A 23,999-nucleotide genomic window follows, 5' to 3' on the forward strand; every position below is an offset into this window, starting at 1 on the left:
GAATCCCGGCCGGTGTCCCCGGAACCCCGTTTGTCCGTTTGCCCCTCGCTAGCGTGCTGCCGCAGCACCACCCCCCACACCCCCGGCAGGCAGAGGCAGGCACGCGATGGGCATGAACGCGCACCGGCGCAGGGCGACCACCAGGACCAAGGCCGTCGGAGCGATCGTCGCGGCGGCGGTCGTCGGCGGCGCGGCATTCGCCCTCACCGGCACCGCCCAGGCCGCCGCCGTCGGCGCGGCCTACACCAGGACCAGCTCCTGGACCGGCGGCTACACCGGCCAGTACGTCGTCACCAACGCCACCTCCGCCGCCCAGTCCGACTGGACGCTGGAGTTCGACCTCCCCCAGGGCACGGCGATCAGCTCCCTGTGGAACGGCGAGCACACCGTCTCGGGCCGGCACGTCACCGTGAGGCCCGCGAGCTGGAACCGGCAGCTCGCCCCCGGCCAGTCCGTCACCGTCGGCTTCGTCACCTCGGCCGCGGGCCAGGCGGGCGACCCCGCGAACTGCCTCATCAACCAGGCGGTCTGCTCGGCCGGCGGCCCGGCCCCCACCCCCAGCGGCCGCCCCACCGAGCAGCCCACCGCGACCGCCTCCCCGAAGCCGACGGCGACCGTGAAGCCCACGCCGACCGCCACGGCCACCACGAGCCCGAAGCCCACGGCCACCGCCACCGCGACCCCCACCCCCAGCCCCACCCCGACGTCCACCACACCCCCCGGCGCGGCCGCGAAGTACGCGCCGTACGTCGACACCTCGCTCTACCCCACGTACGACCTGCTCGCGACCGCCGACGCCACCGGCGTGAAGGAGTTCAACCTCGCCTTCCTCACCTCCGGCGGCGCCTGCGCCCCGCTGTGGGGCGGGGTCACCGACCTCGCGAGCGACCGCGTCGCGTCCCAGATCGGCGCCCTGCGCGCCAAGGGCGGCGACGTCCGCGTCTCCTTCGGCGGCGCCGCCGGCCACGAGCTGGCCCTGAACTGCGCGAGCTCCTCGGCGCTCGCCGCCGCGTACGGCAAGGCCATCGACCAGTACAAGCTGACCAAGGTCGACTTCGACATCGAGGGCGCGGCCCTGCCCGACACCGCCGCCAACACCCGCCGCTCGCAGGCGATCGCCCAGCTCCAGAAGTCCCACCCGGGCCTGAACGTCTCCTTCACGCTGCCGGTCATGCCCGAGGGCCTGACCCAGCCGGGCGTGGACCTGCTCGCCGACGCCAGGAGGAACGGGGTCCGCGTCGACGCCGTCAACATCATGGCGATGGACTACGGCCCCGCGTACAGCGCCGACATGGGCACGTACGCCGTCCAGGCCGCGACCGCGACCCAGGCCCAGGTCAAGGGCGTCCTCGGACTCTCCGACGCGGCCGCCTGGAAGGCCGTCGCCGTCACCCCGATGATCGGCGTCAACGACGTCGCCAGCGAGGTCTTCAGGGTCGACGACGCCACCCAGCTGGTCGACTTCGCGAAGTCCAAGGGGATCGGCTGGCTCTCGATGTGGTCCTCGACCCGCGACAAGCAGTGCGCGGCCGGCGCGGTGAACTACGCCGACGCCACCTGCTCCTCGATCCTCCAGCAGCCCCTGGCCTTCACCAAGGCGTTCGCCGCGTACAAGTAGCCCCTCGTCCCTCCCGAGCCCCCACACCCCCACACCCCCACCCCCCACACCCCCCACACCCCCACACCGCGCGCCCCGGTCGGTACCACCCCACCCCGACCGGGGCGCGCACCCCTGTCCGCCCTTCCCTCTCTCCGCTACGAGGCGCGTGAGCTCTTCCACTCGTCCGCGTAGTCGTCGAAGATCGCCCGCAGGTGGTGACCGATCTTCAGGTAGTCGAGGTCGTCGAGGTTGGCGAGCGAGACCCGCACCGACCACTCGGGGCCGTCGAAGCCGCCGCCGTTGAGCAGGACGACGCTGGTCTGCTCGGCCAGCCGGAACAGCGGGTCGACGGGCTCGTAGTTCTTCACCAGGAAGTCCGCGAACTCCTTCCCGTGCACCCGGCCGGCCTCCGCGAGCAGATCGAGCTCGATGTAGTAGCAGGCCCGCCGCGGATCGTCGGCGATCTTCATCCCGGCGCCTTCGAGGAGCAGGTCGAGCCGGCGGCGCACGATGGCGCGGATCCTCTCCTTGTAGTTCTGGCCCTCGTCCAGCAGGTCGAAGAGGGAGAAGAGCGCCATCATCACCTGCTGGGGCAGCGAGAGCCCGGCGGTGTGGTTGAGGGCGACCTGACGCGAGTCGGCCACGAGCCGGTCGACGAACCGGATCTTCTCCGGCTCCAGGCTGAGCGTGGCGTACCGCCTGTCCAGTCGGTCCTTCTCGGTCTGCGGCAGGTTCGCCAGCATCTCGTCGACGACGTTGTCCGCGTGGACGCCGATGACGCCGAGCCGGTGGCCGGTGCAGCCGTAGTGCTTGGAGTACGAGTACACGAGCAGCGTGTTGCGCGGCAGGTCCGCGGCGAGCGACCGGAAGCCCTCCACGAACGTGCCGTACACGTCGTCCGTGACGATCAGGAGGTTCGGGTTCCGTGTGGCGACGATGTCCTTGATCTGGTCCGTCACCCGTCGGCTGAGCGCCAGCGACGGCGGGTTGGAGGGGTTGACGAGGCAGACCAGCCTGACCGACGGGTCGGCCAGCTTGTCGACCTCCTCGGTCGGGTAGCGCCACTCGCGCACGCCCGCCTCCGCGAAGAGGCTCGCCTCGACCGTGACGACGTCGAACTCGTAGTCGTCGAGTTCGGGGATCTCGATGTACGGGGTGAAGACCGGCACCATGAGCGCGATGCGGTCGCCCTTCCTCAGGATCCCGTTCTTCATCAGCGAGTCGAAGATGTAGCACATGGCGGCCGTGCCGCCCTCGGTCGCGAAGAGCGACAGCTCGTCGGCGGGCGGGCGCTTGTCGAACAACTCGTCGTGGAGGTAGCCGCGCACGATCCGCTCGGTGTGGGCGAGGATCCGGTCCGGCACCGGGTAGTTGTCGCCGATCGAGCCGTCGGTCAGCTCGTGCACGAACGCGTCCTTGTCGAAGCCGAAGCGCTCGACCGCGTACTCCACGCACTTCCGCAGCAGTTCGATCCCGGGCAGGCCCGGGTGCTGCCGCAGGAAGGCGTCGAAGCGGTCGCCGGAGCCGGCGAGTTCCGGCATGCCGCCGAGGTCGTCGGCGGTCCACACCCGGCGCGACTCCGAGAGGGCGAAGTAGCCGAGCGCGTGGAACGCCTCCCGGGGGCCGGTGGCGACCCAGTTCGGGTTCCCCCGGCCCGCGTTCAGCATCTGCGTCTGCGACTTCTCCTTCTGGCCGGGCTCGTCGGCCTGGGCGGCCTGGGCGATCTGGATGAACTTGTCCTTCAGCTCGAACGGCGAGAGCTGCGCGAAGGACCGGATCTCCTCGCGGGTGAACGTGGTCTTGGGCACGGTGGGTCCTTCAGTGGTTGAGGATGACGATGACGGCGCCCCAGATGGTCAGCAGGACGTTGCCCACCGCGTAGGGGATCGTGTAGCCGAGGGTCGGGATCTGGGACTTCGCCTGTTCGTTGATCGCCCCGATCGCGGCGGTCGTCGTCTGGCCGCCGGCCAGGACGCCCATCAGGATCGGGAAGCGGATCCCCTGGACGTGGTGGCCGACGAGGAAGCCCACGATCAGGGGGACCACCGTCGCCACCGCGCCCCAGAGGAGGAGCCCCCAGCCGGCCGTGGACAGGCCGCTGGTGAAGCTGGGGCCCGCGTTGATGCCGACGACCGCGACGAAGAGGCAGAGGCCGAGGGTGTCCATGAACCACTGGGCACCGGGCGGCACGTTGCCGTACGTCGGGTAGCGGCCGCGGATCCAGCCGAAGACCAGGCCCATGATCAGCGCCCCGCCGGAGGTGGAGAGCGAGATCGGCACCCCCGACACCGTCAGCGCCGGGATCCCGATGCAGCCGCCGAGGAAGATGCCGAGGCCGACCCAGAGCATGTCGGTGGCGAAGGAGGTGGGAACCGGCTTGCCGATGGCCTTCCCCGCCGGGTCCACCAGCCGCTTCGGGCCGGTCAGGATCACCGTGTCGCCGCGCTCCAGCGTCGTGGTGAGCCGGTACGGGAACTCCGCTCCCGAGCGGTAGATCCGGTCGATGTACACACCGACCATGAAGGGTTCGCGGCGCAGGTCCGCGACGGTCTTCCCGAGCTGCTCCTTGTCCGAGGCGACGACGTGCAGGGTCTCGGTGCGGTACCCGAGCAGCTCCACGTCGTCGGTCTCCGGACCGATGTGCGCGCGGGCGTCGAACGCGACGAGCGAACCGCGGAGCGCGCTGACGGCGACCACGTCGCCGGAGCGCAGGACGGTCCCCTGGTCGTGGTCGAGGATCCGCCCCTCGCGCCGCACCCGGGTGATGTAGATGCGGTGCCCGAGCTCCTTCTGCTGGTTCTCGAAGTCGTCGATGGTCCGGCCGGCCAGGGGGGAGTTCCTCAGCTCGTAGGCGCGCAGGACGACCTCGTAGTAGCCCTCGCCGAGGTCGGGGTCGTCGCCCGGGGTGTCCAGCTCCTTCGCGAGCCGGGCCGACTCGGCGGCCAGGTCCCGCTTGTAGAGCTTGGGCAGGACGTTGGCGAGGAGCATCGCGCAGAGGATCGTGCCGAGCGGATAGGTGACCGCGTAGCCGATGGCGACCAGGTTCTCCTCGGTCTTCATCTGCTCGGGGGAGAGCCCCGGCAGGTTGCCGATGGCGTCCTGGGCGACACCGATGACGGCCGACTGGGTGAGCGCGCCGCCGAGGAGCCCCGCCGACAGCCCGGGTCCGTACCCCAGCATCACGGCGAAGCCCCAGGAGACGAGGAGGCCCGTCACGCAGACGACGACGGCGTTGACGACCTGCGGCAGTCCGTCCTTCTTCAGGCCCCGGAAGAACTGGGGGCCCACCTTGTAGCCGAGGGCGAAGAGGAACATGGTGAAGAAGAGGTTCTTCACCGTGCCGTCGATCGTGACCTTGAACTGCGCCCCCAGCAGCAGGCCGGCCACCAGGCAGCCGGTGACGGCGCCGAGGGCGATCGCCTTGTAGCGGAGCTTGCCGAAGAGGAATCCGAGCGCGACGGTGATGAAGACGAGCAGCTCGGGGTGGGGCTGGAAGATGTTCCGGTTGAGGAAGTCGATCATCGGGGCTCCTCACGCTCCCAGGATGCCGACGAGCAGCGGGCCGGTCAGGGGGAGGAGGAAGTTGGAGAGCGTGTACGTGATCGTGTAGCCGAGCATCGGCACGGAGCTCTGGGCCACCTGGGTGATCGAGGTGATCGCCGGGGTCGAGCACTGCTGGCCCGCGATGGCGCCGATCAGAAGGGGTTTCTCGATCTTCAGCAGCTTGCGGCCGACGAGGAGCGAGAGCGTCGCCGGGACCAGGACCATGGCGATCCCCGCGAACGGGAGCAGCGCGCCGTACTCCTTGAGCAGGGGCCCGGCCTGGGGGCCCGACACCAGGCCCGTGCAGGCGATGAAGATGGCCAGGCCCATGTCCTTGAGGGTGGTGGCGGCCTGCGGGGGGAAGGCGCCGAAGGTCTGCGTGCGGGAGCGGAACCAGCCGAAGAGCAGGCCGGAGACCAGGCAGCCGCCGCCGGTGCCGAGCGACATCGGGACGTCGCCGAACTCGACGACGACCTGCCCGAGCAGTGAGCCGCAGACGATGCCGAACCCCAGGTAGACGAAGTCGGTGGCGTCGTTCCTGACGGTCGCGCCGACCTTGGCCGCCAGGCTGCCGAGGCCCGAGCGGGCGCCGACCAGGGTGAGCACGTCGCCGCGGTGGACGACGGTCTCGGGGGTCGCCGGCAGGTGCTGCTCGTTGCGCAGCACGTCGGTCACGTACACCCCGCCGGTGGAGAACTCCGGGTGCTCCTTCGTCAGGGTGTCGAGGGACTTGCCGACCGCTCCCTTGTCGGTGAGCGAGACCTGGGTGGTGGCGAGCGGGGTGTCGAGACCGGGGATCGCCGGGGTCTCCGGTCCGATGGCCCGGCCCGCCTCGATGATGTTGGCCCGCCGGCCGACGGCGAGCACCAGGTCGGAGAGGGTCAGCTCGAAGTCCGGCGGGGGAGGGGTGTGGACCTTGCTCCCGCGCTTCACCGCCTCGACGGTGACCCGGCCGCCGAGCGCGCGCTCCAGGTCGCCGACCCTGGCGCCGTCCGCCTGGGTGACCAGGAACGTCCGGCCGACCATGTTCGGGAGCGCCTCCAGCTCGTCGGACTCCAGGCCGCCCCCGCCGCCGCGCATCCGCTCCCAGAGCGCGCGCGAGGCGTCGCGGAGGTTGATGCGGAGCATCATCGGCATGATCTGGCTGGTGTAGATGACGATGGTGACGAGGCCGAAGAGGTAGCAGACGGTGTACGCGGTGGCCACGTGGCCCTGGTACTGGGAGATCTGCTCCTGTGTCAGGCCGGGGAGGTTGCCGATGGCCTCGGTGGCCGTGCCGACGACCGCGGACTCGGTCGCGGCGCCCGCGAGGATGCCGGCGGCCGTGCCGACGTCGAGGTCGAAGGCTTCGGCGAGGCCGAGGGCGATGCCGACGACGGAGACGACCTCGATCAGGCAGAGGGCGAAGAAGCGCAGGCTCTTCTTGTTGAGGTTGGCGAAGAACTGCGGGCCGGCCAGGTAGCCGAGGGAGAAGATGAAGAGGGCGAAGAAGATCGTCTTCACGTCGTCGGAGACGGTGACCTCGGCCCAGGCGCCCACCAGCAGCGAGACGATGAGGGTGCCGCAGATGCCGCCGAGGGTGATGGGGCCGACGCGGAGCTTGCCGACGAGGTAGCCGGCGGCGAGGCAGAGGAAGAGGGCCAGTTCGGGGTTGTCACGCAGGACTCCCACCCGGCCTCACCCCACCCAAGACGGCTGAAAAGTGAAGATATTGGACATAGGGGGAAGCTAGCAGGGGTAAGGGGGGGAAGTGGATCGACGCCTCGCCCGTACGGGTGAGACGCCGGCGACGGGGATCGACCGAGGTCGACGGAGGTCGGCAGAGCTCGACGGAGGTCAGCCCTTCACCGCGCCCCGCATCACCCCGCCGACGATGTGCCGGCCGAACAGCGCCAGGACGACGAGCAGCGGCAGCGTGCCGAGCAGCGCACCCGCCATCACCACCGACTGGTCGGGGACCGTGCCCCGGCCCAGTCCGGTGAGCGCCACCTGCACCGTCGGGTTGCCGGTCTGCGTCAGCGCGAGCACCGGCCAGAAGAAGTCGTTCCACGCCGCCACGAACGACAGCATCGCGAGGACCGCCATCGCCGGGCGCGCCGCCGGCAGCACCACGTGCCACACCGTCCTGGCCGTCCCCGCCCCGTCCATCCGCGCCGCCTCCAGGAGCTCGGGCGGCAGCGCCCGCAGCAGGTGCTGGCGCATGAAGAAGACCCCGAAGGCCGAGACCAGCGACGGCAGGACCACGGCCTGGAGCTCGTCCGTCCAGTGCAGCCGGGCGATCATCAGATAGAGCGGCACCGCGCCCAGCTGGGGCGGGATCAGCATCGTCGCGCCCACGAGCAGCAGCAGGACGCCCCGCAGGCGGAACCGCAGCCTGGCGAAGGCGAAGCCGGCGAGCGTGGAGAAGAGCACGGTGCCGGCGGCGACCGCCCCGGCCACCAGGGCGGTGTTCGCCAGCGCCTCGCCGAGCCGGGCGTCGGTCCAGGCGATCTCCACGTTCCGCGGCAGGTTCCGCCCGAACCGGAAGGGCGGCGGGGTGGCCGCCAGCCGGGTGTTCGTCCGCGAGGCCGCCACCGCCGTCCACACCAGCGGGAACAGGGAGACGGCCGCGAAGAGCGCGAGGAGCGTGTACGTACCCCAGCCGGCCTTCTCCGTCCTCATCGCGCCGCCTCCCGGCGCGCCAGGAACGTCCGGGCCGGCCGGACCGCGCCGAACACCACGACCAGGATCAGCAGCATGGTCCAGGCGATGGCCGCGGCCCGCCCCAGGTGGAGGTTGACCCAGCCCTGCTCGTACAGATAGAGCCCCAGCGTCTGGAACTGGTGGTCCGCGCCGCCCGTCGCCCCCGCCCCGCTGCCGAACAGCAGCGGCTCCCCGAACAGCTGCATCGCGCCGATCGTCGACACCAGCCCCGTGAAGGCGAGCGCCGGCCGCAGCCCCGGCAGCGTCACGTGCAGGAACTGCCGCCATCGCGAGGCCCCGTCCAGCGCCGCCGCCTCGTACAACTCGTGCGGAACCGTCTGCATCGCCGCCAGATAGATCAGCGCGTTGTAGCCGGTCCAGCGCCAGACGACGATCGACGCCACCGCGCACCGGGACGCCCACGGGCCGTTCTGCCAGTCGACCGGGGGGAGGCCGACCAGTCCGATCGCCCAGTTGGCCATCCCGTGGTCCCGGCCGAAGAAGAGCGCGAAGACCAGGGTGGCGGCCGCCACCGAGGTGGCGTACGGGGCGAGCGCCACCACCCGCAGCGCGCCCCGGCCCCGCAGCCGGACGTCCAGCAGGTGCGCCACCCCGAGCGCGAGCAGCAACTGCGGGACGGTGGCCAGGATCCCGATCGTGACCGTGTTCGCCAGCGCGTTCCAGAAGAACTCGTCGTGGGCGAGGCGGGCGTAGTTGTGCAGCCCCACCCACTCCCGCTCGTCCGGCGCGGTCAGCTCCATCCGGTACAGCGACGCCCACGCGGTGGCGGCCAGCGGCAGCAGCCCGAAGGCGCCGAAGAACACGAAGAACGGCGCGACCAGCGCGTACGGCGCCCAGCGGGAGCCCGTACGGGTGCGCCGGGGCACGGACCGGCCGTCGGTCACGGCGCTCACCGGTCCAGCGCGTTGTCGATCGCCCTCATCGCCGCCCGCCAGGCCGAGTCCGGGGAGCGGCCCGCCTGGTCGACCTGGAGCATGCCGACGTCGGCGAGGGTCTGGGAGACCAGGGCGTCCTTCGGGCCGATGGGGGCGCGGGGGACGCCCAGCGCCGCCCGGGCGAAGAGCGCGCCGACCGGGGCGTCGCCGAAGTACGGGTGACGGGCGTCGGCGACCTCCGGGAGGGAGTAGGCGGCCGAGGCGCTGGGGAAGCTGCCGCGGCGGGCGAAGACCCGCGCCTGCTGGGCGGGCGCGGTCAGCCAGGCCGCGAGCCGGGCCGCCTCCGCCCGCTGCCGGCCCGCCGACGGCACGACGAGGAAGGAGCCGCCCCAGCTGCCCGGCCGGGGCGCGGGGGCGATGTCCCACCGGCCGCGCCCGGCCGGGCCCGCCTTGTCCTCGATGTAGCCGAGCATCCAGGCGGGGCAGGCGAGGGCGGCGAACGCCCCGTTCGCGAACGCCTGGTCCCAGCCGGGGGTGAACTGCTGGAGCCGGGCGGTCAGCCCCTGCCGGGCGAAGGCGGCGGCGAGGTCCCAGGCCCCCCGAACGGCGGGGTTCTCCGCCACGATCAGCTCGCCGCGCTCGTCGTAGTAGCGCGGGGTCACGCTGCCGGTGACCGCCGCGAGGACCCCGGAGGCGGAGTCGGTGAAGGCCGTGCCCTGCGGGGCCCGTTCGCGGTACCGCATCCCGGCCGCCAGGTACTTGCGCCAGTCCCCGGCCCACAGCCGGCCGACGGCCTCCCGGTCGGCGGGCAGCCCGGCCCGTGCGAAGAGGTCCTTGCGGTAGCAGACGGCCTGCGGTCCGATGTCGGTGCCGAGGGCGAGCGTCCGCCCGTCGGGGGCGGTGCCCTGCGCCCACTTCCACGGCAGGAAGGCGCCCCGGTCGACGCCGGGGGCGGTGCCGAGCTCGTCGAGCCGCTCCGCCTGGGTGGCGAGCACCTCGGCGATGTTGCCGACCTCCACGGCCTGGACGTCGGCGAGGCCGGAGCCGGCGGTGAGGTGGGTCAGCAGCTGCGGGTAGTAGACGTCGTTGCGGGTGAGGACGGTCTGCCGGACGGCGACGTCGGGGCGGAGCCGCATGTAGGCGTCGTAGAGCCCGGCCTCCTGGTAGCCGAAGGTGCCGAAGACCCCGACGGTGAGGGTGACGGGCCGTCCGGCGCCGTCGACCTCCGGTCCGACGCTCCGCGGGGTCGGTTCGGCGGGGTCCGCGGCGCAGCCGGCGAGCAGCGCGGAGCCCAGGAGGAGGGCGAGGAGGCCCCGGAACGCGGCGCCGCTCCTCCTGCCCATGGACCCCGACCGTAGTGGGCCGGAGCGCCGGGGGCGGGGAGCCGGTCCGGCGGCGCCACCCGTCCGGAGGTACGCCGTCGAACGTCCTCGACGACGTACGGACGGCCCTCACCTGCTCGTGGGGCAGGGGTAAACGACCGAGGCCCCGGTTCTTTCGAACCGGGGCCTCGGCCTTCAGGGTGAGTAACGGGACTTGAACCCGCGACATCCTGGACCACAACCAGGTGCTCTGCCAGCTGAGCTATACCCACCATGCCCGGAGGTTTTCCCGAAGGTTTCCCTGACCGGCCGAGAAGAAGTCTACAGGGTCCCGGAGGGTGCTCGCGCCCGCGTTTTCCCGAGGGGGTTTCCGGGGGCGCGAGCAGGGACTATTCGGCGGGCACGACGTGGCGGGCCGCGATCTGCTTCGCGGTCTCCGAGTCGGGGCCGGGCTGCGGGACGAAGACCGCCTCGCGGTAGTAGCGCAGCTCGGCGATGGACTCGCGGATGTCGGCGAGCGCCCGGTGGTTGCCGTTCTTCTCCGGACTGTTGAAGTACGCCCTCGGGTACCAGCGGCGGGCCAGCTCCTTGACCGAGGACACATCGACGATCCGGTAGTGCAGGTGGCCCTCCAGGGCCGGCATGTCGCGGGCGAGGAAGCCGCGGTCGGTGGAGACCGAGTTCCCGCACAGCGGCGCCTTGCCGGGCTCCTTGACGTGCTCGCGGATGTACGCGAGGACCTGGGCCTCCGCGTCGGCGAGCGTGGTGCCGTCGGCGAGCGCGTCGAGCAGCCCCGAGGACGTGTGCATCCGGCGCACGATCTCGGGCATGGTCTCCAGGGCCGCGTCCGGCGGGCGGATCACGATGTCCACCCCGTTGCCGAGCACGTTCAGTTCCGAGTCGGTGACCAGCGCGGCCACCTCGATGAGTGCGTCGTCCGTCAGCGAGAGCCCGGTCATCTCGCAGTCGATCCACACCATGCGATCGTTCATGTGTCCACCTTAGGGGGTGTCGACCTTGGGCGGAGCAGGCCGACGGGCGCCCGGGGGAAGGTGTCCCCGGGCGCCCGTGGGTCCTGCTGTGCGCGGCTTGTGGCCGTGCGGGTCCGTGGCTACGGCGCGCTGCGCTGGCCGGGCAGCGCAGCGCGTCCCGGCGCGTACACGTCGGACTGCGGCTTGCCCGGCTCCGCCGACGGACGCCGGACGGCCGCCGGGACCTGCACCGGCACGACCGGGTCGAGCACGACCGTGCCCGCCTCGCCCTGCGGCCGCCGGGCGCGGTACGCCGCCCGGTACGCGGCCGGCGAGGAGCCGAGCTGGCGCCGGAAGTGGCCGCGCAGCGCCACGGGGGAGCGGAAGCCGCACCGGCCCGCGACCTCGTCGACCGAGTAGTCGGAGGTCTCGAGCAGCCGCTGCGCCTGGAGCACCCGCTGGGTGATCAGCCACTGGAGGGGGGCCGAACCGGTCAGCGAGCGGAACCGGCGGTCGAACGTCCGCCGTGACATGTACGCGCGAGCGGCCAGGGTCTCCACGTCGAACTGCTCGTGGAGGTGCTCCAGCGCCCAGGCGACGACCTCGGCCAGCGGGTCGGCGCCGATCTCCTCGGGTAAAGACCTGTCGAGGTAGCGCTCCTGACCGCCGCTGCGCCGCGGCGGGACGACCAGCCGGCGCGCCAGCGCGCCCGCGGCCTCGGTGCCGTGGTCGGTCCGCACGATGTGCAGACACAGATCGATTCCGGCCGCGGTGCCGGCGGAGGTCAGCACGTCCCCGTCGTCGACGAAGAGCTCCCGCGGGTCCACGTGGACCGACGGGTAGCGCTTGGCGAGCGTCGGCGCGTACATCCAGTGCGTGGTCGCCGGGCGGCCGTCGAGCAGGCCGGCCGCGGCGAGCACGAACGCACCGGTGCAGAGTCCGACGATCCTGGCGCCCTCCTCGTGTGCCCGGCGCAGCGCTTCGAGTGCCTCCGCCGGCGGCGGCGAGGTGATCGACCGCCAGGCCGGGACGACGACGGTGCCCGCCCGGCTGATGGCCTCCAGGCCGTACGGCGCGGCGAGTTCGAGCCCGCCGGTGGTCCGGAGCGGGCCGTCCTCGCCGGCGCAGACGAGCAGCCGGTATCGGGGCACTCCGGCGTCCTGCCGGTCGATGCCGAACACGGAGAGCGGGATGGAGCTCTCGAAGATGGGGCCGCCACTGAACAGCAGCACCGCGACGACTTCGCGACGGCGGCGCCCGGACAGCTTCCGTGCGGCCTCCGGTGCGGCGGAGTCCTGGCTCATGACGCTAAGCCCCCCTCGGTGTTCGCGTCTCCCTGGTCGTGTCGCTCCTGCACGTTTCCCCTCGGTTTTGCACGAGACCCCAGTCTTCGGTACCCATGATCGAATCTACTGTGTCCCGTGGCGCCGGCGTGACAAGTTCTCCATCCGGTGGATTGTCGACAAGGCAACTTGGCGCGAAGCGATCGATGGCGAACTCTCCGGTCCGAGAGCCGCCGAGAACGCGGTCCGACCGGGAACGACCCCGTACATGGGGGTGCGGGGGCGTGGGGCGGGGCTTCCGCCGCTCTCCGTACCGGGGTTGGGCAATCGTTCCGCCAAGGACGCGCCGACGAATGGAACTTGGCTGAAAACATATGGGTTCGGGTGTACGAACCTGTCAACTCGACGGGGGTCGGAGCGCCCCGGACCCCCTTCAGGCGCGGGGGCGGCGCCTCCCGCGCACGCTCTCGGCGTGCAGACCGCGCTCCGAGCGGCGCAGCAGGACCCGGCAGGCGGCCGTCACCGACACGAGTCCGAGCGCCGTTCCGGCGGCCCCGCCGAGCGAGGTGCCGTAGGCGACGAGCACCACCGGGACCAGCACGCAGCAGAAGGCCGCCCAGCGGACGACGTCGTCGGCCTGCCCTCCGGTTCCCGGTTCCGGGGCCGGCGCCGGTTCCGGGGTGGCGGCGACGGCGGCGGACGGTGACGGGGCGGGCGCGCGACGCCGTCCGCGAGGGGCGGCCAGGGGGGCGGCCAGGGTGGCGGAGTGGGCGGCGGAGGTCTGGCCGGCGGCGGTCGATGGTGCGGGCACGGGCGGTCTCCCTGCGACGGTGGGCTGGACCTGTGGCAACGAGGAACGGAACGTTCCGGTCACTCTCGGCGACGTCCGTTTGGCCCCCGTACGGACGCCTGTAGGGCACAACCGGCATTGCCAGATCCCGAGCCCCTCGTGCATGCTCCCTGGAACGCCGCCCGCGGGCGGCGGGCACGCCAGGAGTGGCACTGCGGGCTCTGGGCAGGAGAGGAGTGGCGCCGTACCCTTGGGGGTATGGGGTTGGGAAGATGATTCCCGGACACAGCTCCGCCGCCACCCGTCGTTCGTCCCCCCTTTTCCCCGTCCCTTCGCACGAGGACCCTCTTCGCCGAGACACCGATGGCCGGTCACGAATTCCCCGAACCCGCGGACCGCAAGCGCGTCGCCGATTCCACGGTCGACCCCCTCGCGGTCGAACAGCCACGTCACGCCTGCGACCCGGCCTTCCGGCACGGGGTCGTCGTCGGCTTCGACGGCTCCACGTCCAGTGAGCGCGCCCTCGCGTACGCCATCGGCATGGCCAGGCGCAGCGGATCGGGCCTGATCATCGTGCACGTGGCCAACCGGCTGCCCACCACGGTGTGGGCCGGTTGCGAGCCGCCCGTCTTCGTCGACGTCCCCGATCACCGGACCGAGGTCCTCGGTCTGGAGCTGGCCTGCGCCGAGCACCTCTCGGAGGTGCCGTGGATCCTCGTCGAGCGCGGCGGCGACATCTGTCACGAGCTGGAGGAGGTCGGCCGGGAGTACTCGGCCGACGCGATCGTGGTCGGCTCCACGCACGGGATCGTCGGCCGGATCTTCGGCTCGGTGGCCGGCCGGCTCGCGCGCCGCGCCCAGCGGCCCGTCATCGTCATCCCGTAGCTCCCCGCAGTCCGCCGGTCCCGCCCGTCAGGGCGGTCCCACGAGTCCCGGCGTCCCCAACGGTCCCTTCGGATACGGCGGTTCGCCGTTCTTCTTTCTCAACTGCCGTCATCCGGCCATAAATTCGGCCTTCCTCAGGTGAATTGTGCGCTTGTGAAGGGTACATAAAGGTCACCGGAACACAGCAGCTCACGCAGAACACCTGCGCATCTGAAGGGAGCCCGCCGTGGACAACGAAGTCGCCGCGGGAAACACCACTTCCACTCTCGGCAACCTCGCACTGGGACTGACCCTGCTGGCCTTCGGCCTGGGCGGTACCGGTGTGGTCGACAACGTCGCGGCAGCGGACGCCGCGGGCCTCGCCACCTGGGTCGGCGGGGTGACGCTCTTCCTCGTCGGCCTGCTCGCCCTCCGTGCGGGCGACAAGGGGGAGGGCACGGCGTTCGCGGCGCTCGGCGCCTTCTGGTTCACCTGGGGGACCGCGACGGGCGGCGGGGCCTCGGCCGACGCCGCCGGGGTCTTCCTGCTCCTGTGGGCGCTCCTGGCGCTCACGCTGACGCTGGCCTCCTCGGGCAGCGGACTCTTCGGGCAGGGCGTGTACGGGCTGTTGTTCGTCGCCCTCCTGCTGCTCGGCATAGGGGCGCTCGCCGACAACGGGGGCCTCGGGAAGGCGGGCGGCTGGGTCGCCGCCGTCGCCGGCCTCGTCGCCTGGTACGGCGCCACGGCGGCCGTCGCCGGCTGGCCGACCGCCCTCGGCCGGGCGAGCCGGAGCGCGGCCCCGGCGAGCTGACCGGGCAGCCGTACCCGGCCGGCGAGTGAGCCGAAGGGCTGCGGGAGCGCCCCGGAGGCGAAGCGGGCCTCGAAGGAAAAGAGCGGTCCCCGTGCACCTGGGTGTGCACGGGGACCGCTCTCGTGTCCGGTCGGACCGCCGGGGGACAGGCCCGGCGGCGCGGCTCGGGGGGACAGGCCCCGAGGCCGCTACTCGACCGTGACGGACTTGGCCAGGTTGCGCGGCTTGTCGATGTCGCGGCCCATGGCGAGCGCCGTGTGGTACGCGAGGAGCTGGAGCGGGATGCCCATGAGGATCGGGTCCAGCTCGTCCTCGTTCTTCGGCACGACGATGGTGTGGTCGGCCTTCGCCTGCGGCTGGTGCGCGACCGCGAGGATGCGGCCGCTGCGGGCCTTGATCTCCTCCAGGGCGGCGCGGTTCTTCTCCAGCAGGTCGTCGTCGGGGACGATCGCGACCGTCGGCAGGGCCGGCTCGATGAGGGCGAGCGGGCCGTGCTTCAGCTCGGAGGCGGGGTACGCCTCGGCGTGGATGTAGGAGATCTCCTTCAGCTTGAGGGACGCCTCCAGGGCGACCGGGTAGCCGCGCACCCGGCCGATGAACATCATCGACTGGGCGCCCGCGTACTCGGCGGCGATCTTCTTGATCTCGTCCTCGGTCTTGAGGATCTCCTCGATCTGCGAGGGCAGCTTGCGCAGGCCCTCGATGATCCGCTTGCCGTCGGTGACGGACAGGTCGCGGATGCGGCCCAGGTGCAGGGCGAGCAGCGCGAAGGCGGTGACCGTGTTGGTGAAGCACTTGGTGGAGACGACGCAGACCTCGGGGCCGGCGTGGACGTAGACGCCGCCGTCGGCCTCGCGGGCGATGGCCGAGCCGACGACGTTCACGACGCCGAGGACGCGGGCGCCCTTCCGCTTGAGCTCCTGGACGGCGGCGAGCACGTCGTAGGTCTCACCGGACTGGGAGACGGCGATGTAGAGGGTGTCGGGGTCCACGACCGGGTTGCGGTAGCGGAACTCCGAGGCCGGCTCGGCGTCGGCGGGGATGCGGGCCATCGACTCGATGAGGCCCGCGCCGATGAGGCCGGCGTGGTACGAGGTGCCGCAGCCGAGGATCTTGATGCGGCGGATGGTGCGGGCCTCGCGCGGGTCCAGGTTCAGGCCGCCCAGGTGCACGGTGGAGAAGCGGTCGTCGATCCGGCCGCGCAGGACGCGGTCGACCGCGTCGGGCTGCTCGGAGATCTCCTTGTGCATGAAGGTGTCGTGGCCGCCCATGTCGTAGGAGGCGGCCTCCCACTCGACCGTCTCGGGGGTGGCCGTGGTGGTGGCGCCCGAGGTGGTGTACGTGCGGAAGTCGTCGGCCTTGAGGGTGGCCATCTCGCCGTCGTCGAGGGTGACGACCTGGCGGGTGTGGGCGATCAGGGCGGCGACGTCGGAGGCGACGAGCATCTCCTTCTCGCCGATGCCGAGGATGACCGGGGAGCCGTTGCGGGCCACCACGATGCGGTCGTTGAAGTCGGCGTGCATCACGGCGATGCCGTAGGTGCCCTCGATGACCTTGAGCGCCTCGCGGACCTTCTCCTCGAGGGTGTCGGCCTGGGAGCGGGCGATGAGGTGGGTGATGACCTCGGTGTCCGTCTCGGAGGCGAAGACGACGCCGTCCGCCTCCAGCTTGGCGCGGAGCTCCTGGGCGTTGTCGACGATGCCGTTGTGGACGACGGCGACCTTGTTCTCGGGGTCCAGGTGCGGGTGCGAGTTGACGTCGCTCGGCGCGCCGTGGGTGGCCCAGCGGGTGTGGGCGATGCCGGTGGTGCCGGTGAAGCGCTTGGGGACCTTGGCCTCCAGGTCGCGGACGCGGCCCTTGGCCTTCACCATCTTCAGGCCGGCGGCCTTCGGGCTGGTGATGACCATGCCGGCCGAGTCGTACCCGCGGTACTCCAGCCGTGCCAGGCCCTCCAGCAGCAGCGGGGCGACGTCACGCTTACCGATGTAACCGACAATTCCGCACATATAGCTGTAACCCCTCCAGGTCAGTGATGGTGCTTTCCGGCCGCCGCGGCGGCGTCAGCCGTAGACGATGCGGCGCAGCTGCCGGAGCGAGAGCTCCTGCGGCGCCACGGCCCGGTGCGGCAGTTCGGCCGCGATCCGTTCGAAGATCTCGGCGTTCACGGCCCCGCCGGACTGCAGTTCGCGGTGGCGGCGGCGGACGAACTCCTCGGTCGTCTCGTCGAAGTACGCCAGCACGTCGAGCACCACCCGGGCGGCCTCACCGCGCTGGAGCGCGGTGCTGCGGACCAGATGGTCGATGAGGTCGTCGTGCGACGGGCGGCGTTCGAGCACCCGTCGATACTGGGGGTTCCTCAGGCCCTTTGCAAGAATCCTGCCCGAAATCGGGCAGGAGTGCCATGATCGTCGAGGAAAACGGCTCCGTTGGTCCAGACCTTGATCGGCGAAGGGGGTGAACGGTACACAGGGGACCGAGCGGATGTACGGACAGCGGATATAAGGACATACGGACGTGCCGATCGCCCGAAGGGGAGCTTGCCCGTGAGACAGCGCCGAAGGATCCCCGCCCTCGTGGGCTCCCTCCTCCTGGTCGCCGCCGCCGGAGTGGCCTGCGGCGAGGCATCGGCGGGCGGCCGGGTGCCCGCCGCCGAACCCGAGGTGCGCCCGCTGGGCCGCATCGTGCCCGTGCCCGCCTCCGTCACCCCCGAGGGCGAGCCGTACACCCTCACCCGGACCACCCGCATCGGCGTCGACGAGGACTCCGCCGAGGCCCGTGCCCTCGGCCGCTACCTCGCCGGCCTGCTGCGCCCCGCCACCGGCTTCCCGCTGCCCGTCGTCGACGAGGACGCCGCCCGCGACGGCATCCGCCTCCGGCTCGCCCCCGACGACACCGGGCTCGGCGACGAGGGCTACCGGCTCGCCTCCTCGCCCGACGGCCTCACCCTCACCGCCCGCGCCCCCGCCGGCCTCTTCCGCGGCGTCCAGACCCTGCGCCAGCAGCTCCCCTCCGCCGTCGAGCGCGGCACCGTCCAGCCGGGACCCTGGAAGGTCGCGGGCGGCACCGTCACCGACACGCCGCGCTACGCCTACCGGGGCGCCATGCTCGACGTCTCCCGCCACTTCTTCACCGTCGACGAGGTGAAGCGGTACATCGACCAGCTCGCCCTCTACAAGGTCAACACCCTCCACCTGCACCTCTCCGACGACCAGGGGTGGCGCATCGCCGTCGACTCCTGGCCCCGGCTCACCGCCCACGGCGGCGCCACCGAGGTCGGCGGCGGGCCCGGCGGCTTCTACACCAAGGAGCAGTACCGGGAGATCGTGCGGTACGCGGCCGCCCGCTACCAGGAGGTGATCCCCGAGATCGACATGCCGGGCCACACCAACGCGGCCCTGTCCTCCTACGCCGAACTCAACTGCGACGGCGTCGCCCCGCCGCCCTACACCGGCGTCAAGGTCGGCTTCAGCTCCCTGTGCGCGTCCAAGCCCGTCACGTACGACTTCGTCGACGACGTGATCCGCGAGATCGCCGCCCTCACCCCCGGCCGCTACCTCCACATCGGCGGCGACGAGGCGCACTCCACCAGCCACGCCGACTACACGGCCTTCATGGACCGGGTGCAGCCCGTCGTCGCGAAGTACGGCAAGACCGTCGTCGGCTGGCACCAGCTCACCGGCGCCACCCCCGCCGAGGGCGCCCTCGTCCAGTACTGGGGCCTCGACCGCACCCCGGCCGCCGAGAAGGAGCGCGTCGCCGCCGCGGCCCGCAGCGGCACCGGGCTCGTCCTCTCGCCCGCCGACCGCACCTACCTCGACATGAAGTACACGAAGGACACCCCCCTCGGCCTCTCCTGGGCCGGCTACGTCGAGGTCAGGCGTTCCTACGACTGGGACCCGGACTCCTACCTGGCCGGGGCCCCGGCGTCCGCCGTCCGGGGCGTCGAGGCGCCGCTGTGGACCGAGACGCTGGCCACCTCGTCCGACCTGGAGACGATGGCCTTCCCCCGGCTGCCGGGCATCGCCGAGCTGGGCTGGTCACCGGCGGCGAGCCACGACTGGGAGACCTACAAGGTCCGCCTCGCCGAGCAGGCGCCCCGCTTCGACGCCCTCGGCATCGCCTACCACCGCTCGCCCCAGGTGCCCTGGCCGGCGGAGTAGGGCATGACGACGGCCCCGGCGGAGGACCGTACTCCGCCGGGGCCGTGTCGGTCCCTCAGGCGAACCGCGCGATCGGGTTCACCAGGTCGCCGACGAGCTGGAGGGCCGCCGACGGGTCCGCCAGGTCGACCATCTGCCGGTTGTTGCGCAGCTGGAGGCGGTTGAGCGCGGAGAGGGCGAAGGTCCCCGCGAACATGTCGTACTGGGCGAACCGGTCCGCCAGCTCCGGCTTGGAGTCCTGGTAGCCGCGCACGCACTCCGCGACCGTCCGCCAGAAGGAGTCCTCGTCGAGGACGCCCTCCGCGGCCAGGGTGGCGCCGAGGAAGCGGAAGAAGCAGTCGAAGACGTCCGTGAAGACGGACAGCAGCTTCATGTCCTCGGGGACCTCGGCGCGCACGCGCTCCACGGCCGGCGGCAGGACCGCGGCCGGGTCCATGACGACGATCTCCTCGGCGATGTCCTTGAAGATCGCGCGGGCGACCGTGCCCTGCTCGTCCAGGACGAGGATCACGTTCTCGCCGTGCGGCATGAACGCCAGGTCGTAGGCGTAGAAGCTGTGCAGGACCGGCAGGAGGTAGGCGTCCAGGTACCGGCGGAGCCAGCCCGTCGCCTCCAGGCCCGACTCCTTGATCAGGGCGCCCGCGAAGGACGCGCCCGCGTGGTCCACGTGGAGCAGCGAGGCCATCGTGGCGAGCCGCTCGCCCTCGGCCAGCGACGGCACGGGGGACTCGCGCCAGAGCGCGGCCAGCATCTTGCGGTAGGGGGAGTAGCGGTCGGTGGCGGCCTCGTACTCCAGGTGCCGGTAGCCGACGGCCGCCCGCTCGCGGATGATCGAGAAGCGGGCCGCCGCGAAGACGGAGTCCGACTCGATCAGCTGGTGCAGCCAGTCGTTGATCGCCGGCGTGGCCTCCATGTACGCGGCCGACAGACCGCGCATGAAGCCCATGTTGAGGACCGAGAGGGCCGTCTTGACGTAGTGCCTCGACGGGTCGGAGGTGTTGAAGAAGGTGCGGATCGACTGCTGGGCCAGGTAGCTGTCGTCGCCCTCGCCCAGGTAGACCAGACGCTGCTGCGCGACCTCGGCGGCGAAGGTGACGGACAGCTTGTTCCACCACTGCCAGGGGTGGACCGGCATCAGGAGGTAGTCGGCGAGGTCCAGGCCCCGGGCGGCCAGGACCGCCGCGAAGCCGTCGACCGCCGCGTCGCCCAGCTCGGCGCGGACGAAGGCGTCGTAGTCGATGTCCGCGCCGGCGGTGAAGGTGGCGCGGTCGCGCCGCGCGGCCAGCCAGATCAGGTGGATGGGGCTCGCGGCCTCGGGGGCGTAGGCGCGGAACTCGTCGACGCCGAAGCCGAGCCTGCCGTTGTTGGCGACGAAGCAGGGGTGGCCCTCGGTCATGCCGGTCTCGATGGCCTGGAAGCCGGCGTGGGCCAGCTCGGCGGAGGTGACGGGCGGCTTGGTCGCCTTGAAGGCGGTGCCGGCCAGGGTGGAGGAGATCTCCTCCAGGTAGACCGGCAGGATCTCGTCGCTGAGGCCGAGGGCGCCGCGCAGGTCGGTGACGAAGGCGAGCGCGTCCAGCGGGAGCTGCTCGTCGCCGCGGTGCCGGCTGATCGACTCGGGGTAGACCTGCCAGTGGTCGAGGGCGAACCGGTCCGCGGTGAAGCGGTACTCGGTCGTGCCGTCGTCGCTGAGCACCTGGTAGCGGCTCTCGCCCAGCTCCTGCGGGTTCAGCAGCCGCTCGTGGGCGAACTCGGCGAGGCCCTTGCGGACGAGGGCGCGGTTGGCGTCGGCCCAGCGCTCGGGGGTGAGGTGGGCGACGGGGTCGGTGAAGGTCATGCCGCCACCGCCACGGCCGCCTCGAACTGCGCACGGGTGCAGAAGCTCAGCAGGGCCTTCTTCTCCGGCTTCTGGATCTCGCGCTCCGGCACGAAGCCGACGGCCGCGTTCAGCGCGTGCACGGCCTTGTTGGCCACGTCCGGCTCGACGACGACCCGCCGGGTGGTCGGGTCGGCGAACAGTTCCGCCATGACGGCGGTGATCACGGTCCGGGTGAAGCCGTGCACGGGGGTGTCCGTGGGCGCGACGAGGAAGTGCATGCCGACGTCGCCGGGGAGCGGGTCGTACAGCCCGACCAGCTCCAGGTGCGCCGGGTCGTACCGCTCCATCAGGAAGGCGGGCTCGCCGTCGACCAGCCCGATGAAGACGTGGTGGTGCGGGTGGGCGCTGAACGCCGCGTACTCGCGCTCGACGTCCTGGAGCGTCGCGCCCTGCATCATCCAGAAGGCGGCCTTGGGGTGGGTGACCCAGGGGTGGATCAGCCGGGCGTCCTTCGTCGGGTCGAAGGGACGTATCTGGACGGTCATGCGGCGAACTCCTGGAAGGCGATGGTCTTCTCGACGGGGTAGTACTCGTATCCCAGCATTGCGCCGATGATGTAGGCGTTGCGGTACGCCCCCATGCCGAGGTCGGGCGAGGTGATCGAGTGGGTGTGGACGCCGGCGTTCTGGAGGAAGACGCCGCGGCCCGTCGTGTCGATCGCGTAGTTGCGGGCCACGTCGAAGCGGCCCTGGCCGTCCCAGTTGAGCCGGTCGCGGACCGGCTCCAGGAAGGCGGGGACTGCGTACTTGTAGCCGGTCGCGAGGATCAGGCCCTCGGTCTCCAGGGTGAAGTCCTTCTCCTGCTCCTCCTGGCGGAAGCCGAGCGTGTACGTCCCCGAGGCGGCGTCGTACGCGGCGTCGTGCAGCGCGGAGTTGGTGAGGAGCCTGGTGGGCACGGGGCCGTCCAGGTTCTTCTGGTAGAGCAGGTCGAAGATGGCGTCGATCAGCTCGCCGTCGATGCCCTTGAAGAGGCCCTTCTGCTGGGTCTCCAGGCGGTAGCGGGTCTGCTCGGGGAGCGCGTGGAAGTAGTCCACGTACTCCGGCGAGGTCATCTCCAGGGTGAGCTTGGTGTACTCCAGCGGGAAGAAGCGCGGCGAGCGGGTCACCCAGTTCAGGCGGTAGCCGTGGACGTCGATCTCGCTCAGGAGGTCGTAGTAGATCTCGGCGGCGCTCTGGCCGCTGCCGACCAGGGTGATGGACCGCTTCTTCTGCAGCTCCGCCTTGTTCGGCAGGTAGCGCGAGTTGTGGATCAGGTCGCCGCCGAGCTCCGCGCAGGTCTCGGGGACGTACGCGGGGGTGCCGGTGCCGAGGACGATCCGGCGCGTGCGGAAGGTCTCGCCGGCCTCGGTGGTCACGGCGTAGACCTCGGCGGCCTCGTCGAAGACGACGGTGGCGACGGTGGTCGAGAAGCGGACCGAGGAGAGCTTCCCGGCGGCCCAGCGGCAGTAGTCGTTGTACTCGGTCCGCAGCGGGTAGAAGTTCTCGCGGATGTAGAACGAGTACAGCCGGCCCTTCTCCTTCAGGTAGTTGAGGAAGGAGTACGGCGAGGTCGGGTCGGCCATGGTGACCAGGTCCGACATGAACGGCGTCTGGAGGTGGGCGCCTTCGAGGAACATCCCCGAGTGCCACTCGAAGTCGGGCTTCGACTCCAGGAAGAGGCCGTTCAGCTCGTCGATCGGCTCGGTCAGGCAGGCGAGTCCGAGGTTGAACGGACCGAGCCCGATGCCGATGAAGTCGTGGATCTCAGGCGTGGACAAGGTTCTCTCCCAGGTACTGCTCGGCGTGGCCGGCGATCAGATCGAGGACGGCGGCGATGTCGGCCGCGGTGGTCTCGGGGTTGAGCAGGGTGAACTTCAGGTACTGGCGGCCGTCGACCTTGGTGCCGGCGACGACGGCCTCGCCCGAGGCGAACAGGGCCTTGCGGGCGTGGAGGTTGGCGCGGTCGATCTCGGCCGCCGGCACGTCGCCCTCCGGGACGTACCGGTAGACGAGGGTGGAGAGCTGCGGCGCGACCACGACGTCGTAGCGCGGGTCGGCGGCGAGCAGCTCGAAGCCCTCCCGGGCCAGGTCGCAGACCTCGTCGAAGAGCTCGCCGACGCCGTCGGCGCCCATCACGCGCAGCGTCATCCACAGCTTGAGCGCGTCGAAGCGGCGGGTCGTCTGCAGGGACTTGTCGACCTGGTTCGGTATCTGCTCCGCGACGGTGCGCAGGGGGTTCAGGTAGTCCGCGTGGTACGTCGCGTGGCGCAGGGTGGCGCCGTCGCGGACCAGGACGGCGGAGGAACTCACCGGCTGGAAGAAGGACTTGTGGTAGTCGACGGTGACCGAGTCGGCGCGCTCGATGCCGTCCAGGAGGTGGCGGCGGGTCAGGGAGGCCAGCAGGCCGCAGCCGTAGGCGGCGTCCACGTGCATCCAGGCGCCGTACTCCTCGGCGAGGGCGGCGATCTCGGGCAGCGGGTCGATGGAGCCGAAGTCGGTGGTGCCGGCGGTGGCGACGATCGCCATCGGCACGAGGCCCTCGGCGCGGCAGGTCTCCAGCTCGGCGGCGAGGACGACGGACTGCATCCGCTTGTTCGCGTCGACCGGGACGGAGACGACGGCGTCGCGGCCCAGGCCGAGGAGGGTCGCCGACTTCTGGACGCTGAAGTGGCTGCACTCGGAGGAGAAGATGCGGAGCCGGGACAGGTCGTCGGTCTTGGCCTCCTCGCGGGCGAGGAGCAGGGCCTGGAGGTTGGACTGGGTGCCACCGCTGGTGAAGACGCCGTCGGCGGCCGGGCCGAAGCCGATCCGTCCGGTCGTCCAGTCGATCAGCTTCCGCTCGATCAGCGTGCCGCCGGCGCTCTGGTCCCAGGTGTCGAGCGAGGAGTTCACGGCCGAGAGGACGGCCTCGCCGAGGACGGCCGGGATGACGACCGGGCAGTTGAGGTGGCCGAGGTAGCGGGGGTGGTGGAAGTAGACCGCGTCCCGGAGGTAGACGTCCTCCAGCTCGTCGAGGGCGGCGGAGGCGTCGCCGAGCGGCCGGTCGAGGTCGACGGCGTCGACGACGGGGGCGAGCTCGGCGGGCGTCACGCCGGTGAAGGGGCCTCGCGTCGTGGCGAGTTTCCTCGCCACCCGCTCGACTCCTTCGGTGACGGAGCGCCGGTAGCTCTCCGCCGTGGCGTCGTTGAGCAGGTGGGAGCGCATGCGGGGGCCCTTTCGGGAG

19 protein-coding genes and 1 tRNA gene are annotated in these 23,999 nt (G+C 71.5%); 4 read left to right on the forward strand and 16 right to left on the reverse strand.

Annotated features, from left to right (window positions below; genetic code table 11):
* The first annotated feature begins 106 nt into the window (after positions 1-106).
* Positions 107-1,618 carry a cellulose binding domain-containing protein gene (locus tag AB0424_RS14195; protein WP_366305083.1) on the forward strand — a complete coding sequence of 504 codons (1,512 nt, stop codon included), beginning with the start codon at positions 107-109 and terminating at the stop codon, positions 1,616-1,618.
* A 137-nt stretch (positions 1,619-1,755) separates the two neighbouring features.
* Here AB0424_RS14195 and AB0424_RS14200 read toward each other — a convergent pair whose 3' ends face one another.
* From AB0424_RS14200 to AB0424_RS14245, 10 genes are all read right to left on the reverse strand, one after another.
* Positions 1,756-3,408, reverse strand: coding sequence for a bifunctional aspartate transaminase/aspartate 4-decarboxylase (locus AB0424_RS14200; protein WP_366305085.1), 1,653 nt, complete (start codon positions 3,406-3,408; stop codon positions 1,756-1,758).
* A 10-nt stretch (positions 3,409-3,418) separates the two neighbouring features.
* On the reverse strand, positions 3,419-5,122 hold the full coding sequence (gene aspT / locus AB0424_RS14205) for an aspartate-alanine antiporter (protein ID WP_366305087.1): 1,704 nt from the start codon (positions 5,120-5,122) through the stop codon (positions 3,419-3,421).
* 9 nt (positions 5,123-5,131) lie between these two features.
* Positions 5,132-6,814 (reverse strand): aspartate-alanine antiporter, encoded by a 1,683-nt coding sequence (aspT, locus tag AB0424_RS14210; protein WP_366305089.1) that lies wholly within the window; start codon positions 6,812-6,814, stop codon positions 5,132-5,134.
* Between the two features lie 165 nt (positions 6,815-6,979).
* The gene (locus AB0424_RS14215) at positions 6,980-7,804 is read right to left on the reverse strand and encodes a carbohydrate ABC transporter permease (RefSeq protein ID WP_366305091.1); all 825 of its coding nucleotides are present in this window, start codon (positions 7,802-7,804) and stop codon (positions 6,980-6,982) included.
* Complete coding sequence (locus AB0424_RS14220) at positions 7,801-8,730, reverse strand: sugar ABC transporter permease (RefSeq protein WP_366305318.1); 930 nt, start codon at positions 8,728-8,730, stop codon at positions 7,801-7,803. Before AB0424_RS14220 ends, AB0424_RS14215 begins: the two co-directional genes overlap by 4 nt.
* Before the next feature lie 5 nt (positions 8,731-8,735).
* Positions 8,736-10,064 (reverse strand): extracellular solute-binding protein, encoded by a 1,329-nt coding sequence (locus tag AB0424_RS14225; protein WP_366305093.1) that lies wholly within the window; start codon positions 10,062-10,064, stop codon positions 8,736-8,738.
* Positions 10,065-10,242: 178 nt separating this feature from the next.
* Positions 10,243-10,315 (reverse strand) — tRNA-His (locus tag AB0424_RS14230).
* A gap of 117 nt (positions 10,316-10,432) precedes the next feature.
* Positions 10,433-11,035, reverse strand: coding sequence for an oligoribonuclease (gene orn / locus AB0424_RS14235; protein WP_366305095.1), 603 nt, complete (start codon positions 11,033-11,035; stop codon positions 10,433-10,435).
* Between the two features lie 119 nt (positions 11,036-11,154).
* Positions 11,155-12,318, reverse strand: coding sequence for a helix-turn-helix domain-containing protein (locus tag AB0424_RS14240; protein WP_366305097.1), 1,164 nt, complete (start codon positions 12,316-12,318; stop codon positions 11,155-11,157).
* A 412-nt stretch (positions 12,319-12,730) separates the two neighbouring features.
* Positions 12,731-13,108: a hypothetical protein gene (locus tag AB0424_RS14245; protein ID WP_366305099.1), complete on the reverse strand. Its 378-nt coding sequence runs from the start codon at positions 13,106-13,108 to the stop codon at positions 12,731-12,733.
* Positions 13,109-13,450: 342 nt separating this feature from the next.
* On the opposite strand from AB0424_RS14245, the gene AB0424_RS14250 reads away from it, so the two are divergent.
* Together AB0424_RS14250 and AB0424_RS14255 are read left to right on the forward strand one after the other, a co-directional pair.
* A complete protein-coding gene (locus AB0424_RS14250; protein WP_015033782.1) occupies positions 13,451-13,972 on the forward strand; it encodes a universal stress protein in 522 nt (173 codons plus the stop codon).
* A gap of 226 nt (positions 13,973-14,198) precedes the next feature.
* Entirely contained in the window at positions 14,199-14,762 is a 564-nt protein-coding gene (locus tag AB0424_RS14255) for a GPR1/FUN34/YaaH family transporter (RefSeq protein ID WP_366305101.1), read from the forward strand.
* A 188-nt stretch (positions 14,763-14,950) separates the two neighbouring features.
* On the opposite strand, the gene glmS is transcribed toward AB0424_RS14255, so the two are convergent.
* Entirely contained in the window at positions 14,951-16,768 is a 1,818-nt protein-coding gene (glmS, locus tag AB0424_RS14260) for a glutamine--fructose-6-phosphate transaminase (isomerizing) (protein ID WP_366305103.1), read from the reverse strand.
* 54 nt (positions 16,769-16,822) lie between these two features.
* A complete protein-coding gene (locus AB0424_RS14265) occupies positions 16,823-17,098 on the reverse strand; it encodes a hypothetical protein (protein WP_366305105.1) in 276 nt (91 codons plus the stop codon).
* A gap of 207 nt (positions 17,099-17,305) precedes the next feature.
* On the opposite strand from AB0424_RS14265, the gene AB0424_RS14270 reads away from it, so the two are divergent.
* Positions 17,306-18,922 (forward strand): beta-N-acetylhexosaminidase, encoded by a 1,617-nt coding sequence (locus AB0424_RS14270; protein ID WP_366305106.1) that lies wholly within the window; start codon positions 17,306-17,308, stop codon positions 18,920-18,922.
* 55 nt (positions 18,923-18,977) lie between these two features.
* Here the strand turns inward: AB0424_RS14270 and AB0424_RS14275 are convergent, their stop codons facing one another.
* From AB0424_RS14275 to AB0424_RS14290, 4 genes are read right to left on the reverse strand one after another with little or no spacing between them, the layout of a single operon-like run.
* Positions 18,978-20,756, reverse strand: coding sequence for an IucA/IucC family siderophore biosynthesis protein (locus tag AB0424_RS14275; RefSeq protein WP_366305108.1), 1,779 nt, complete (start codon positions 20,754-20,756; stop codon positions 18,978-18,980).
* Complete coding sequence (locus AB0424_RS14280; RefSeq protein WP_366305110.1) at positions 20,753-21,283, reverse strand: GNAT family N-acetyltransferase; 531 nt, start codon at positions 21,281-21,283, stop codon at positions 20,753-20,755. The genes AB0424_RS14275 and AB0424_RS14280 overlap by 4 nt, the downstream gene beginning before the upstream one ends.
* Positions 21,280-22,554: a lysine N(6)-hydroxylase/L-ornithine N(5)-oxygenase family protein gene (locus AB0424_RS14285; protein ID WP_366305112.1), complete on the reverse strand. Its 1,275-nt coding sequence runs from the start codon at positions 22,552-22,554 to the stop codon at positions 21,280-21,282. Before AB0424_RS14285 ends, AB0424_RS14280 begins: the two co-directional genes overlap by 4 nt.
* Complete coding sequence (locus AB0424_RS14290) at positions 22,541-23,980, reverse strand: aspartate aminotransferase family protein (RefSeq protein WP_366305114.1); 1,440 nt, start codon at positions 23,978-23,980, stop codon at positions 22,541-22,543. Before AB0424_RS14290 ends, AB0424_RS14285 begins: the two co-directional genes overlap by 14 nt.
* Positions 23,981-23,999 lie beyond the last annotated feature (19 nt).

Source organism: Streptomyces sp. NPDC051180 (assembly GCF_040689545.1).
Lineage (GTDB): Bacteria > Actinomycetota > Actinomycetes > Streptomycetales > Streptomycetaceae > Streptomyces.